The sequence below is a fragment of the Spirulina subsalsa CS-330 genome, from assembly GCF_028330765.1.
Taxonomy (GTDB): domain Bacteria; phylum Cyanobacteriota; class Cyanobacteriia; order Cyanobacteriales; family Spirulinaceae; genus Spirulina; species Spirulina subsalsa_A.
Window position 1 is genome coordinate 1 of the sequence record NZ_JAQMTY010000011.1, and the last position, 13,270, is coordinate 13,270.

General features: G+C 56.1%; 11 protein-coding genes. 7 read left to right on the forward strand and 4 right to left on the reverse strand.

All coding sequences use genetic code 11. The annotated features are described in order from the left end of the window. Positions 1-191: 191 nt before the first annotated feature. Together recQ and PN477_RS00575 are read right to left on the reverse strand one after the other, a co-directional pair. Positions 192-2,354, reverse strand: a complete 2,163-nt coding sequence (gene recQ / locus PN477_RS00570) for a DNA helicase RecQ (protein WP_272118669.1) — start codon at positions 2,352-2,354, stop codon at positions 192-194. Between the two features lie 57 nt (positions 2,355-2,411). Continuing rightward, entirely contained in the window at positions 2,412-3,059 is a 648-nt protein-coding gene (locus PN477_RS00575; protein WP_272118671.1) for a hypothetical protein, read from the reverse strand. Positions 3,060-3,340: 281 nt separating this feature from the next. Here PN477_RS00575 and clpS point away from each other — a divergent pair, with 281 nt between their 5' ends. Both clpS and PN477_RS00585 read left to right on the forward strand, forming a co-directional pair. Next, on the forward strand, positions 3,341-3,640 hold the full coding sequence (clpS, locus tag PN477_RS00580; protein WP_272118673.1) for an ATP-dependent Clp protease adapter ClpS: 300 nt from the start codon (positions 3,341-3,343) through the stop codon (positions 3,638-3,640). A 6-nt stretch (positions 3,641-3,646) separates the two neighbouring features. After that, positions 3,647-4,498 carry a CPBP family intramembrane glutamic endopeptidase gene (locus tag PN477_RS00585; RefSeq protein ID WP_272118675.1) on the forward strand — a complete coding sequence of 284 codons (852 nt, stop codon included), beginning with the start codon at positions 3,647-3,649 and terminating at the stop codon, positions 4,496-4,498. Here PN477_RS00585 and PN477_RS00590 read toward each other — a convergent pair. Continuing rightward, the gene (locus tag PN477_RS00590) at positions 4,406-5,035 is read right to left on the reverse strand and encodes a peroxiredoxin family protein (protein ID WP_272118677.1); all 630 of its coding nucleotides are present in this window, start codon (positions 5,033-5,035) and stop codon (positions 4,406-4,408) included. The two genes, PN477_RS00585 and PN477_RS00590, sit on opposite strands and share 93 nt — an antisense overlap. Positions 5,036-5,094: 59 nt before the next feature. Continuing rightward, positions 5,095-7,020 (reverse strand): transglycosylase domain-containing protein, encoded by a 1,926-nt coding sequence (locus PN477_RS00595; protein ID WP_272118679.1) that lies wholly within the window; start codon positions 7,018-7,020, stop codon positions 5,095-5,097. Between the two features lie 310 nt (positions 7,021-7,330). Here PN477_RS00595 and tyrS point away from each other — a divergent pair, with 310 nt between their 5' ends. The 5 genes from tyrS (at position 7,331) to PN477_RS00620 (ending at position 13,133) form a co-directional block, all read left to right on the forward strand. After that, complete coding sequence (tyrS, locus tag PN477_RS00600; protein ID WP_272118681.1) at positions 7,331-8,554, forward strand: tyrosine--tRNA ligase; 1,224 nt, start codon at positions 7,331-7,333, stop codon at positions 8,552-8,554. A 22-nt stretch (positions 8,555-8,576) separates the two neighbouring features. After that, complete coding sequence (pyrF, locus tag PN477_RS00605) at positions 8,577-9,263, forward strand: orotidine-5'-phosphate decarboxylase (protein ID WP_272118683.1); 687 nt, start codon at positions 8,577-8,579, stop codon at positions 9,261-9,263. Between the two features lie 101 nt (positions 9,264-9,364). Further along, positions 9,365-10,756, forward strand: a complete 1,392-nt coding sequence (locus tag PN477_RS00610; protein WP_272118685.1) for an ABC transporter substrate-binding protein — start codon at positions 9,365-9,367, stop codon at positions 10,754-10,756. Between the two features lie 48 nt (positions 10,757-10,804). Continuing rightward, positions 10,805-12,190: an ABC transporter substrate-binding protein gene (locus tag PN477_RS00615; protein ID WP_272118687.1), complete on the forward strand. Its 1,386-nt coding sequence runs from the start codon at positions 10,805-10,807 to the stop codon at positions 12,188-12,190. Between the two features lie 16 nt (positions 12,191-12,206). Continuing rightward, complete coding sequence (locus PN477_RS00620; protein WP_272118689.1) at positions 12,207-13,133, forward strand: phosphate ABC transporter substrate-binding protein; 927 nt, start codon at positions 12,207-12,209, stop codon at positions 13,131-13,133. Positions 13,134-13,270: the final 137 nt, after the last annotated feature.

Below are 13,270 nucleotides of genomic sequence, written 5' to 3' on the forward strand. Positions count from 1 at the left end.
AAAATTAAGGACTCGCTGTCGCTCGATTTGTTTGTTGGTGCAAATTCATCTCGCCACTAAAAGGCACGTCCGCCGTTACCTTCGGTAACTCTACTCGGACTCGCTTTATAGTGGGAGTCTTCTTTGCACATTTAAGATAACACGACAATCGACTGCGGTTCTGATCTGCTGAAGTCTCAAACTGCAAGGGGTTAAAACGCTTGTTCTTGTTGTCGCCACACGCCGCGCACGAGGCGGATTTCGTCAAAACTGTAGTCGGGGCCGAGGTGGTCGCGAATTTGGGTGAGGCTACGATCGCCATGGGTGGGCATTACTTTGAAAATCTCGTCTTGGTGTTCGGGTGAGACGAGGCGATCGAGATCGACGGTTTCTCCGGCGGCGATCGCATCACTGAGATGGCGGATAATCGTCGTGTGGCGTAGATTCCGATGGCTGGCCACTTCTGCCACGGTGAGGCCTTGGCGGTAGAGGTGGAGGGTGTGGGCTTGGGTGTCGGTGAGGCTGTCTTGGGGTGGGGGGGCGGTATGGCTGTCTTCTTGGGGTTGCAGGGATCGAAATTGACGGATCAGGTTGACGAAGGTTTGACCGTAGCGTTGCAGTTTCACCGTCCCGACCCCCGGCACGCGACTAAATTGATCGAGATCCGTGGGCTGTTGTTGGGCCATGGTGCGCAGGCTGGAGTCGGGAAAAATCACGTAGGGCGGTACGCCTTGCTCATCGGCTAACTGTTTGCGCAGATGGCGCAGTTCGTCAAAGAGGAGTTCGGCGGCGATCGCAGTTTCGCTTGTCCGTGCGATCGCTCGTCCCCCACTGCGGCGCGGCACAGCAATGATCACCGGGCGTTGATTCCGCAGGACTTCCCAGCTTTTGTCATTGAGAAACAAGATCCGAAACCCATCGGTGGTCTCACTGACAAGGCCCTGATGGAGGAGCGATCGCGCCAACATTTTCCAATCCTCGGCGCTGCGGTCTTTGCCAATGCCGTGGGTCGAGAGGCGATCGTGGCCGTATTTTTTGATCTTTTGATTCTGCGATCCCCGCAACACATCGATAAGATGCTTCGTACCAAAGCGTTGCTGACAGCGAGCCACACAGGAGAGCAACTTTTGCGCCTCCACCGTCCAATCCTCCACCGGTGGCGGATTGCAGCAATTATCACAGCCGCCACAATCCCCCGGAAACTGCTCCCCAAAATAGCCCAATTGAATCGTGCGGCGGCAGTCCGTGCCTTCGGCATAGTCGAGGACTTGTTGCATCTGTTGGCGGGCGATGCGCCGCTCGGTGTCGTCGGGTTTTTGGTCGATTAGGTATTCGAGGCGGGGAATGTCGGCGAGGCTAAAAAAGAGAATGCAATTCGAGGGTTCCGCATCCCGACCCGCCCGCCCGGATTCTTGGTAATAACCTTCGAGATTGCGGGGTAGTTCGTAATGGAACACAAACCGCACATCAGGTTTATTAATCCCCATCCCAAAGGCAATCGTGGCGACAATAATCTGCACATCGTCGCGGATAAAGCGGGTTTGATTTTCAGCCCGTTGTTGGGCATCGAGTCCGGCATGGTAGGGCAGGGCGGCAATGCGATCGCGCTGCAACCGTGTCGCCACCTCATCCACCTTGCGCCGACTGATGCAGTAGATAATCCCAGAGCCGCCCTGCTGTTCCCGGATCGCCTGGAGCAGTTGGCCGTAGCTTTGTTTTTCCCGTTTGCGGACTTCGTAGTAAAGGTTGGGGCGGTTGAAACTGGCGAGATAGCGATGGGGATTCTGGAGGCGCAGTTGAGACAGAATATCCTGCTGGACGCGGGCGGTGGCGGTGGCGGTAAACGCCAGCATCGCAATGTCGGGATAACGCTGGCGCAGGAAATTGAGGCGGCGATATTCCGGGCGAAAATCATGACCCCATTCCGACACACAATGGGCTTCATCGATGGCAAACCCACTGATCCCCACCGTGGTTTTGACGTGATCCAAAAAGGGTAAAAAATTGTCATTCACCAACCGTTCCGGGGCAGCGTAGAGCAGTTTAATTTTGCCGTTGAGGATGTCGGCTTGGCGCGATCGCATCGCCTCACGATCCAAACTACTATTCAAAAACGTCGCCCCGATCCCGTTATCCACCAAAGCATCCACCTGATCCTGCATCAAGGCAATCAACGGCGACACCACCACCATCAACCCCGGCTGCAACAGGGCCGGCAGTTGAAAACAAAGGGATTTCCCCGCCCCCGTGGGCATAATCGCAAGCAGATCCCGCTGTTGCAGCGCCGCTTCAATGATCTCGCGCTGTCCGGGTCGGAAGGTGTCATACCCAAAGAATTCCTTGAGGGTACTTTCAAGATGATTAACGTGGTACATCGCTACTGAATTTAGCCCGTGCAGGTTTATTCTACACCCTTGCCTTCCCCCAGTCGTCTAGGGGGTGTGGGGCGTTTCAGTGGTGGATGGGGCGCTGGGGGTAGCATGGAGCGTCCATTGCAGGGCGATGGGCAAGGCCAGGCAACCGAGAGCGATCGCAATCCCCACCACCAGCAGCTTTTGAAATCCGTCTTGATGCTGCTCAAGGCGGTCTTCGGTGTAGTCAATATGGTGGGTGAGTTGGGTTTGCACATCAAACAAGTCATAGCGATGAACCGCCACCTCCCGCTCCACCGTTTCCAATTGTTGGGCTAACGTCGCCTGTTCGGATTGAATCGGGGCCAAGGCCTCGCGCACCTTGTCCGCCACATGGGTATCCAAATCCCCTAGAATGAGGAGTAACTGTTGCCGGATGAACTGTAATTGACGCTCAACCCGTTCCTCGCTGGCTTCAATTTGGGCTTGGGTCTGCTCAGTATAGGCATTGAGTTTGGCTTCGAGTTGAGCGATCGCCGCCATCACCGTGGGTGTCTGTTCTGGGGAAAGATTCGGACGCACCACCGACAACGGCGCGGCTGAGGTTGGCAACACCTGCACCTGCTGCTTGAGATGGTGAATCGTCTCAAACAAATCCGCCACCAAATGGGGCGCATCGGGAGCCGGTTTAGATCGCGATGAACCGAAAGACTGTAGGGGGCCGGTCATATCGTAAAATCGCTCCTCATCGTGGTGGTGGTCAACAGTTGGGGTCAGGCGAGGCAGAAAGACCCCGAAAAAAATTCTGTGGCTTACCTGCTAGGGTATCAAAGGTGGTTCTGCGATTTTGTTCAATGCAGTGACCCATAAGTCCACCGCAGTACGATGGAGGATCGGTGATCTCGCCTTCCCAATTCGGGTTTCTTCGATAAAATTGTACAGAGTTTTTTCAAGATCTCAATTATTTTGCCTGCCATTATTAACTCCCGACTAACAGGAGGTGTATAACTATGTCTACAGAAATTCTAGATCGGCCCTCTGTGGTCAAAGACACAGCAACGGTGCGCAACCCTGCCCCCCGTTACCGCGTGTTACTCCATAATGATGATTTCAACTCGATGGAGTATGTGGTGCAAACCTTAATGCAAACCGTGCCCAGTCTTACCCAACCCCAAGCCGTTAGTATTATGATGGAAGCCCACAACAGCGGCGTGGCGTTGGTGATTACCTGCGCTTTTGAGCACGCGGAATTTTACTGCGAAACGCTGCAAAATCACGGTCTGAGTAGCAGTATTGAACCTGACGAATAAATTTTGGTGACGTTACCCTATACAAAAATTGCAGCACTCCCCGTTCTCTGGCGCGTGGGAGTGTTTCTGTTGGGATTAGCAGTGATCTGGATTCCCCTGGCATTACCGCTGCATCTCCTGCTCCGGTCTGACCCCAACACCGAAACCATCGCCACGATGGGGCTATTGTTTATCGAGTTTTTCCTGCTTGTGTGGTTCTGGGGGCGACGGGTGAAAGAACGCGATCGCCCCTTTGCCTATTACGGTTTGGTCTGGACACGCCAAAATGGTCTCTATTGTCTCCATGGCTTGGCCCTCGGCACGGGCATGACGATCGCGCTCTTTCTGACCATGGCAGCCTGTGGTTGGGTGGAGTTTGTGAGCGCCGATCATGTGGTGCGGGTGATGGTTGAGGGCCTTGGGGTAGCCTTGGGGGTGGGGCTGGCGGAAGAGTTTGTCTTTCGGGGCTGGTTATTGGATGAACTGGAAACTGACTATTCCCCCTCGGTGGCGTTGTGGAGTAGCGCGGTCTTGTTTGCGATCGCCCACTACCTCAAACCCGTGGCCGAAATGATCCGCACCTTTCCCCAATTCCCCAGCCTCGTCCTCCTCGGCCTGATCCTCGTCTGGGCCAAACGTCAAACCCAGCACCGCCTTGGCCTCTCCATTGGTCTTCACGGCGGCTTGGTGTGGGGCTACTACATCATCAATGTCGGGGCATTGGTGCAATACCGCGATCGCGTCCCCCCCTGGGTCACCGGCATCGATCGCAACCCCCTCGCCGGCCTACTCGGCATTACCTTCTTGATCGCCCTCGCCCTCTGGGTGCGTCGGCGCGGCGATGGGATCTGTGAGGATCGGCCCCAGGGGACGAGTTAACGTCTGGTCGCACCACATTTGTAATTGTGCGATCGGCGCATTCGGCTCCAAAAACGAAAACAAATGCTTCGCATGTAACCGCCCCTCCAAATCGATCACAAACTGAGCCGGCAGCGGCGCACCCAAGGCCTGCCCCGTCTGAAACAGCCGAAACACATCACAACTCGGATTACTCAACAGCGGCAGCTTCAGCCCCAAATCCTGCACCACCCGCTGACTTTGCCGCGTATCCGTACTCGTCACCAGCAACACCGCCATCCCCCGCGCCGCGAACGTCTCATACTGCTCATTCAACGCCACAAGATGGGGATAACAGAGGGGGCAATAGTGGTTTTCGGTAAAAATGCGAGTGAAGTCCAGCAACACCGGATGTTTCCCCACAAAATCCGAGAGCTTCACCGTTGTCCGATTCGCCACATCCGGCAGGAGGAAATTGGGGACACGCTGCGATCGCTCCAGTCGATTCGTCGCCGGAATCGGCAAGAAATTTTTGAAAAAACGGGCGTTAAACAATCCTTGGAGCTTCAGAGCTTGCATGGCATACAACAGCGGACAGCCTGCCCGCCAGGATAGAGCAACCGCACCAATCCGATCCGCTAACTCTTCGGACGGGGGAATTTCGAGGCCGCCGGGAACTGTAATACGGGTTCATTTTTCAGGGCTTCCTGCATGAAATCACGCCAAATCGGAGCCGCGTAGCCCCCACCCGTCACCCCTTTACCCAACGGTCGATAGTTATCATTCCCAATCCAAACCGCCGTCGAAAGTTGCGGCGTATAACCCACAAACCACACATCCCGCTCTGAAGTGGTGGTTCCGGTTTTTCCCGCAGCCGGACGACCCAGATTAGCCTGGGGTGCTGTACCGCCCCCTTGGACAACGCCTTGCAGGGACGACGTTAACGAAGCAGCCGCCCAGGGATCAAGCACCAAGCGAGGCTTAGGGGTATTGTCGAGAATGACATTACCACTGCTATCGGTAACCCGCACAATGATCGTCGGGTCAGAATGCCAGCCGTTACTCGCAAAGGTGGCATAGGCTCCCGCCATTTCCATTGGCGTGACCCCAATTGACCCTAAGGGCAGGGACACCACCGGATCAAGGGGGCTTTTAATCCCCAAAGTGCGACAGATTTCAATCACCTTATCAATGCCCACGGCTTGACCCAATTTCACCGCCGGAATATTCCGAGACTGAATGAGGGCATCCCGCACTGACATCGCCCCGGCAAAACTGCCCCCGTAGTTTTGGGGTTCGTAGTACGCTGACCCATCGCGGTATTTCACGGGGGTATCTTCCACGACGGAATAGGGGGTATATTTACCGCTAGCGAAGGCAGTGTAGTAGACGAAGGGTTTAAAGGCAGAGCCGGGTTGGCGGAGGGATTGAATCGCCCGGTTAAACTGACTTTCTTTGTAATTCACTCCCCCGACGAGGGCTTTGACGAAGTGGGTGCGGGGATCAACGGCAACGAGGGCTACTTGGTCAGCATAGAGGCCACGGGCGCGGAGACGTTGATGGGCTTCGGCGACATTTTCTTCCGCCATCCGTTGGAAGGCGTAGTCAACCGTGGTTTGAACGCGCATGCCACCTTGGAGGACGGCATCTTCTCCAAAGCGGCGTTGGAGTTCGCCGATCACGGCTTCGGTGATGTAGGGGAGTTCGCTACTTTTCCAGGCGGTGGGTTGGCCGATCAGGAGGGGGGTGGCGCGGGCTTCTTGGGCTTCGGCGGCGGTGATCCAGCCCAGCCCTTCCATGCGGGACAGGACGAGGCTTTGGCGACGTTTGGTTTCTTGGTAGTCGATGAAGGGGCTGTAGTCTTCGGGGGCTTGGATCAAGCCTGCCATGACAGTGGCTTCGGCAAGGTTGAGATCGGCGGCGGATTTTTTAAAGTAGCTTTGGGCGGCGGTTTCCACACCGTAGCTGTTGTGACCCCAGTAGATGTTGTTGAGGTACATCTCTAGGATGTGGTCTTTGGCGAAAATTTGCTCGATCCGAATGGCGAGGACGGCTTCGGCGAGTTTGCGGGAAATGGTGCGATCGCGGGAGAGGAAGAGGTTTTTCACCAATTGCATCGTGATTGTGGAACCACCTTCGACCACGCCGCCACTGCGCCAGTTGGCAACGAGGGCGCGGCCGATGCTGTTGGGGTTGATGCCGTCGTGGAGGTAGAAGTGGCTATCTTCGATCGCAAGAACAGCGCGTTTGAGATCGGGGGAAATCCGTTCGAGGGGGACAACTTCGCGGTTGTGCTCGCCGTGGAGGCTGTCGAGGATTTTGCCCTTCACGTCGTAGATGTAGGTGGTTTCGGTGGGGGCGAAGTTTTTGAGTACCCGCACATCGGGCAGGTTGCGAAAGCTGATGGCGAGGCCCACCAGCCCCCCAGCGATGATGGAGCTACTGAGCATGGTGATGCCCAACACAGTTCCACCGGCGACTTTAGCAACCCCAAGTAAAAAATTATCAGGGGTAGAACGGGGATTTTTGGAGTCCTGCTTTTTCCGAACAGTGCTAGTCGCCACAGTTATTTTAGTTCCTCACTCAATGATGAATCGATCATCTAAATTGCCTTTAGCGAATCCTATGATGAGGGCGATCGCTGCCCTGACCTTGGATCTGAGCTAACATAAGACCTCTCTTTTTTCAAGGTTGGCCCGTTTACTCACTGTATCTTATCGTTAGATGCTGGGGATTGGCGTTAAACATTACAGGATTTTTGCACATGGGATCAAGACCTCTAAGTTTGAGTCTCCTGTTCTGAGTCCTGTCGTGCGATCGCACCCTTTCACTCATCCCTGATTTATTCACCTCGTCTTTAAAAATACTCCCCCCATGCTTCCGGTGACTTCCCCCTCAGAGTTTCAATGGCTGCAACGCGGCACTCAGGAAATTTTCCCTCATGTTCCCGATTCCCATGATCCCAATGAACAGTTAATCGCCCGCCTGCAACAGTGCGATCGCCCCCTCCGCATCAAGCTCGGCATTGATCCCACCGGCTCAGACCTCCATTTGGGCCACAGCATCCCCTTTCGCAAACTCCGCGCCTTTCAGGATGCCGGCCATACCGCTGTCGTGATCATCGGCGATTTCACTGCCCAAATTGGCGACCCCACCGGCAAGTCCGAAGTGCGCCGCCAACTGACCCCCGAACAGGTCAAGCTCAACGCCCAAACCTACCTCGATCAACTGCGGCCAATTCTTGATTTCGACACCCCCGGCCGGCTCGAAATTCGCTACAACTCCGAATGGTTAGGGCAACTGGATTTAAAAGAAATTTTAGAACTGCTGGCCACGATGACCGTGGGGCAAATGTTGGCCAAAGAAGGCTTTGCGGAGCGGTATAAAAAAGAAAATCCGATCTATCTCCATGAGTTCATGTATCCCTTGATGCAGGGGTATGATTCGGTGGCGGTGCAAGCCGATGTGGAACTGGGGGGAACTGATCAAAAGTTCAATCTCTTGGTGGGGCGAGATTTACAACGGCAATTTGGGCAAGCGCCGCAATTTTGCCTGTTGTTGCCCTTGCTGCTGGGGTTTGATGGGGTGAATAAAATGTCAAAGTCTCTCAATAATTATGTGGGACTGACCGAAGACGCTTTAACCATGTATTCCAAGCTGGAAAAAACCCCCGATGCCTTGCTGAGGAGTTATTTCGAGCTACTAACAAACACCCCTTTAGACCAGTTGCCGGACGATCCCCGCACCGCTCAGAAGCAATTGGCTCTCGATGTGGTGGGGCAATATCACAGCCCTGCCGCCGCCCAGGAGGCCCAAACGGCGGCCCAAGCGTTGGTGCAAGGCAATCAGGCCAGTGGTGATGCCGTGCCGGAGTTTAGTTTGGCAACGGTGGAGTTTCCGGTGAAGGTGTTTTATCTCCTCAGTGTGACGGGGCTGTGTAAGAGCAGCGGTGAGGGGCGACGGCAAATCCAAGGGGGGGCGGTGCGTTTAGAGGGCGATCGCATCACCGATGTTAATTTAGAATTCGCCACGCCCCAAGACCTCGATGGTAAGGTGCTTCAGATGGGCAAGAAGAAGTTTATCCGCCTCGTTCCATAGGATCACGGGAGATTATCGGGTTATGAGTTTGAGCGATCGCATTATCGTGCCGTTGGATGTACCGGGATTGGTTGAGGCGTTTGATCTCCTGGATCACCTGCCAGAAGTCGGGTTTTGGAAAGTCGGTCTAGAGCTATTCATCGCCGCCGGGCCGGAGGTTTTGGCGGAGTTGAAACGCCGAGGCAAACGGATTTTTCTAGATCTCAAACTCCACGATATTCCCAACACCATGGCCGGGGCGGTGCGATCGGCCCAAGCCTATGATGTGGATTTCCTCACCATCCACGCCCCCGCCGGTCAAGCGGCTCTCAAAGCCTCAGTGGCCGCAGTCTCAGCGTCTCCCCTCCGACTCCTCGCCGTCACCCTGCTCACCAGTTTGAGTGCCCGCGATCTGGCCTTCGATCTCCATGTTTCCATTGAACTGCCGGAATATGTCCTCAAGATGGCATTACTCGCGCAAGCCTCCGGCGTGCCCGGTATCGTCTGCTCACCCCACGAAGCCGCCCAACTCCGCCAAATCTGCGGGCCGGATTTTCTCCTCGTTTGTCCCGGTGTCCGTCCCCCCTGGGCCACAGCGGGAGATCAACAACGGGTGATGACCCCAGCCCAAGCCTTGCAAGCCGGGGCGAGTTATCTGGTGATCGGTCGCCCGATTACCCAAGCCCCTGATCCCCAAGCTGCTTGGCAACGTTTAGTGGCGGAACTGTGACGGGTTGAACCCGGAAGGATTGGGCGCAGGGGTGAGAAATCTCGATGCTGCTTTCGGTAGTCTAGACACACGCAACCTAATTTAGGAGATCTGTAGCAATCATGGCCCAAGGGAAAGAAACAGCCGCATTGGTTTTGTCGTTGGCCATTACGGGCGCGATCGTCGGGGGCGGTGTGTGGTGGGTAATGAGTGGTTCAAAATCCTCTGGGCCGGGGGAAACCGGGTCAAATCCTGCCGCGACGAATCTTGAAACCGTGGTGATCAGCACGGGGGATCGCTTGATCACGTCGGTGACGACCCCGGATAAACAGGCCGCCGTCGCAGCGATCGCCCAAGGCGATTTTGCCACCGCCGTCTCCCGTCTTGAAGCCTCGTTGCAAACCACCCCCAACGACCCCGAAGCCCTGATCTACCTCAACAATGCCCGTATTGGTACGGATGCAGCCTACACCGTGGCGATCGCCATTCCGGCCGGAACCAACGCCGATGCCGCCCAAGAACTCCTGCGCGGGGCAGCCCAAGCCCAGGCCGAAATCAATCAGGCCGGGGGGGTCAATGGCACGTTGCTGAAGGTTGCGATCGTCAATGACAACAATGATCCCGCCCTGGCCAGTCAAGTGGCTCAAGCCCTGGTGGAGCGGCCCGAGGTGCTGGGGGTGGTGGGGCATTTCGGCAGTGATACCAGCGAAGCCGTCGCCCAGGTGTATCAAGCGGCGGGTCTGGTGATGATTTCCCCCACGAGTACCGCCACCCCCCTCGCGAGCCTCGGCAATTTTATCTTTCGCACGGTTCCCAACGATGCCGCCACCGGCAAAGCCCTCGCCCGCTATCAAGTAGAGCAACTTCAAACCCAAAACACCGTGGTGTTTTATAACAGTCAAAGCGATTACAGCAATTCCCTCAAGCAGGAATTTAGTAATGAATTGGTGTTTGAAAATGGGCAGATTGTCGGGGAATATGATCTCAGCAGTGGCATTGACCCCACCCAGGCCCTGAATGAGGCGCAACAACAGGGAGCGCAAGCGATCGCCCTCCTGCCCAACTCCGAAACCCTAGACCCAGCCCTGCAAGTGGTGCAGGCGAATGGTCGTCGCTTGCCGATTCTGGCGGGGGATAGTGTCTACAACTTCACCACCCTGGAAACGGCCGGAGCCAACGGGGTAGGCATGACCCTCGCTGTGCCGTGGCAAAGTCAACAGGGCAATGGTGAAACCTTCGCCGCTGCGGCGCGGGAACTGTGGGGCGGGGATGTGAATTGGCGCACGGCCATGGCCTACGATGCGGTGCAGGTGTTCCAAGCCGCCCTCCAGCAAAATCCGACGCGGGCAGGGGTGCAGAGTGCGATCGCCGCCCAATCGTTCCAGGCCACCGGGGCGAGTGGTGCGATTCGCTTTGTGCAGTCGGGCGATCGTAACCAAGCCGCCCAACTCGTCACCATTGCCCCCGGCAATCGTTCCGGCACTGGCTACGACTTTGTGCCCCTCAGCCCTTAACCCGCCAGCATCACCCGTTATGTTATTCTCTCTCTTCCTACACTACCCATGGCTCGTAATCTAAAAGAAACGGTAACGCTTTTGCTCACGCTGGTTTTAACAGGGGGAGTTGTTGCGGGTGGGGTGCTGTGGCTGGGTGAGCGGATGCAAGGGGATGAATCGGCAACCGTCCAAGACGTGGACGGAGCCTTCGAGAGTCGCTTCAGTCGGGGGGAACGGTGGTTGATTACCGATAACATCACCCCGGAAAAACAAGCTGCCCAAGCGGCGATCGCCGCCGGTGATCTTCCCACAGCGATTCAACAATTAGAAGCCTCTCTCGTGAAGCAACCCAACGACCCGGAAGCGTTGATTTATCTCAATAATTTGCGGGCCGATGGTCAACTCGTCCACCGGATCGCCACCGCTGTCCCCATTGGCAGTAGTCTCAACGCCGCCAAGGAACTGCTGCGGGGCGTGGCCCAAAGCCAAAACCAGATCAACCAAGGCGGCGGGATTAAGGGGATTCCGCTACAGGTGCTGGTGGTGAATGATGATAATGATCCGGCGGTGGTGCAAGCGGTAGCCCAAGCCTTGGTAGAGCAGCCGGAGGTGTTGGCGGTGGTGGGGCATTTTGGCAGTGATAGTTCCTTGGCGGGGGCAGAGGTGTATGAGGCGGGGCAGTTGGTGATGATTTCGCCCACGAGTACATCCGTTGCGCTCTCCACCGCCGGAGATTATATTTTTCGGACAGTACCGAGCGATCGCTTCGCCGGGAGCGCCCTCGCTCGCTATCAACTCGACCGCCTCCAGACCACCAAAGCAGCGGTTTTTTACAATGCAGAGAGTAACTATAGCCAATCGCTGCGGGATGTGTTTATGACGGATCTCGCCTCCCAAGGGGGGGAAATTGTGGCGGAATTTAATTTCACTGCACCGGACTTTAATGCCGAAGCCGCCCTGAACACTGCCCGCGCCAATGGGGCCGAAACCCTGATGCTCGCGCCCAATTCGGCGGTGTTTGAGCAGATGGTGGCGGTGGTGACAGCGAATCAAGGGGCATTACCGATCCTGGCGGGAGATAGTGCCTATAAACCGGAATTGTTAGCTACAGGGGAGGCCGGCACAGGAATCATCATTGCGGTACCCTGGCATATTTTGGGTGACCCGGATGCGACGTTTCCCCAAGTAGCACGCGACCTGTGGGGCGGGGATGTGAATTGGCGCACAGCCATGGCCTACGATGCGGTGCAGGCGATCGCCCAAGGGATTGCGATCGCCCCCAGTCGTACCGGCCTGCAAACCGCCTTGCTTAACAATACCTTTACCAACGGAACCCAAGGAGAGATTAAATTTTTGCCATCGGGCGATCGTAACCAAGCCGTCCAACTCGTTACCATCGAACCGGGAACCCGTACCCAGTACGGTTACGAGTTTGTCCCCGTGACTCCCTAACCCCAGCACAACCACCATGACCCAAAAAAACGAAACCCTCCCCCTGATCCTCGCCCTGCTTGTCACCGCCGGAATTCTGGGGGGCGGCATCTGGTTTTTCACCCAACGCACCGGCTCGAACCTCATCCCCACCCCTGACACCGCCACCAATCCCAACCCCGCCGACGGAGCCGCGCCCCCCACCAACGGGACAGCCTCCAATTCGTTCCCCGTCCCTAGTGAAGTCCCCGCCGGAACCCAACTCTGGATCGACGGCTCGACGAGTATGGCGAAAATTAACGCCGCCCTCACCAATCGTTTTAAAACCCAATTTCCCAGCGCCAGCACCACCATCCAAGCCCAAGGCACGAGCAAGGGAATTGAAAGCCTGATCGCCGGTCAAATCGATTTAGCCGCCTCCTCTCGTCCCCTCACTGCCGCTGAGCAAAACCAAGACTTACAGACCGTCCCCGTTGCACCGGATCAGCTAGCCTTTGTCGTCAGTGTGGATAACCCCTATCGAGGCGGCTTAACTCAAGCACAGATTCAGGGCATTTATACCGGGCAGATTACGAACTGGTCTCAGGTGGGTGGGCCGGATCAGCCGATTCGGGCGCTGAATCGCCCAGCGGTGAGCGGAACCTATGCCACGTTTAAGGAGATGGTCTTAGGGGGTCAAGAGGCCAGCGGGTCGAATGTGGTGACGATGGAGCGGGATGAAACCACCGGGATGCTGCAACAGTTGCAAATGAACGGGATTGGCTATGCTACGGCCGCCCAAGTGGAGAATCAGCAGACGGTGCGCGTGGTGCCGATTAACAACTTTAATCCCAGCGATCCGGCCTATCCCTATCAGCGCACCCTGTACTATGTGTATAAAAATCCGCCCAATCCGGCGGTGACGGCATTTTTAGGGTTTCTCAATACGCCAGAGGCTCAAACCGCGCTCCAAAGTGCGCTTTGACATACTCCTCGCGCTAAAGCGACGAGGATTCTGCGATCCTGGCGTAGCCAGCAAACCTTCGTTCGTCTTACGACTACTCTCGCACTAGACAATGCCCTGCCTAGCTGAATGATTCAGACTCCAGAGTTGGTTTTCTT

Excerpts from the sequence above, each read along its gene's own strand:
- recQ (WP_272118669.1), bottom strand. The coding sequence starts at position 2,354 with ATGTACCACGTTAATCATCTTGAAAGTACCCTCAAGGAATTCTTTGGG.
- PN477_RS00575 (WP_272118671.1), bottom strand. The coding sequence starts at position 3,059 with ATGACCGGCCCCCTACAGTCTTTCGGTTCATCGCGATCTAAACCGGCT.
- clpS (WP_272118673.1), top strand. The coding sequence starts at position 3,341 with ATGTCTACAGAAATTCTAGATCGGCCCTCTGTGGTCAAAGACACAGCA.
- PN477_RS00590 (WP_272118677.1), bottom strand. The coding sequence starts at position 5,035 with ATGCAAGCTCTGAAGCTCCAAGGATTGTTTAACGCCCGTTTTTTCAAA.
- tyrS (WP_272118681.1), top strand. The coding sequence starts at position 7,331 with ATGCTTCCGGTGACTTCCCCCTCAGAGTTTCAATGGCTGCAACGCGGC.
- pyrF (WP_272118683.1), top strand. The coding sequence starts at position 8,577 with ATGAGTTTGAGCGATCGCATTATCGTGCCGTTGGATGTACCGGGATTG.
- PN477_RS00610 (WP_272118685.1), top strand. The coding sequence starts at position 9,365 with ATGGCCCAAGGGAAAGAAACAGCCGCATTGGTTTTGTCGTTGGCCATT.
- PN477_RS00615 (WP_272118687.1), top strand. The coding sequence starts at position 10,805 with ATGGCTCGTAATCTAAAAGAAACGGTAACGCTTTTGCTCACGCTGGTT.
- PN477_RS00620 (WP_272118689.1), top strand. The coding sequence starts at position 12,207 with ATGACCCAAAAAAACGAAACCCTCCCCCTGATCCTCGCCCTGCTTGTC.